Origin of the sequence: Pseudomonas guariconensis, from assembly GCF_015680235.1 — a bacterium.
GTDB lineage: Bacteria > Pseudomonadota > Gammaproteobacteria > Pseudomonadales > Pseudomonadaceae > Aquipseudomonas > Aquipseudomonas guariconensis_A.
Genome location: NZ_JADLJL010000074.1, coordinates 1 through 763 on the forward strand (window position 1 = coordinate 1; position 763 = coordinate 763).

Annotated in this window: 1 protein-coding gene; it reads left to right on the top strand. The window is 61.1% G+C overall.

From position 1 onward, the window contains the following. Positions 1-763 (top strand): group II intron reverse transcriptase/maturase (ltrA, locus tag IRZ56_RS22900; RefSeq protein WP_230390504.1); only part of this gene is annotated, 763 nt, incomplete at both ends.

Consider the following 763-nt stretch of genomic DNA (forward strand, 5'->3'; position numbering starts at 1 on the left):
GCAAAGGTGCCGGCGGCGTCAGCGACGTGGACGAACGCGGAGCCGGACACGCTGATGGAGCGGGTGCTTGCACCGGACAACCTCAGGCGTGCGTATCGACGCGTAGTCAGCAACAAGGGCGCACCAGGTGCCGATGGCATGACGGTCGCCGACTTGGCAGGCTACGTGAAACAGTATTGGCCAACCCTCAAAGCCAGGTTGCTGGCCGGTGAGTACCATCCTCAGGCAGTGCGGGCGGTCGAAATTCCCAAGCCGCAGGGCGGCACCCGGCAACTGGGAATCCCCAGTGTCGTGGATCGCCTGCTTCAGCAAGCACTGCTGCAACAGCTCACGCCAATCTTTGATCCGCTGTTTTCGGACTACAGCTACGGCTTTCGTCCGGGCAGGAGCGCCCATCAAGCCATAGAAATGGCCCGAGCCCATGTGGCGGCAGGCCATCGCTGGTGTGTGGAGCTTGATCTGGAGAAATTCTTTGATCGGGTCAACCACGACATCCTGATGGCTTGTCTGCAGCGCCGGATCGAAGACAAACGAGTACTCAGACTAATCCGCCGCTATCTCGAGGCCGGGATCATGTCGGACGGTGTCGTCAGCCCACGGCAGGAGGGAACGCCGCAAGGCGGCCCACTTTCGCCGTTGCTGTCGAACATCCTGCTCGACGAACTCGACCGCGAGCTGGAGCGACGAGATCATCGCTTCGTCCGTTATGCCGATGACGCAAACATCTATGTGCGCAGTCCTCGCGCAGGCGAACGAACGATGA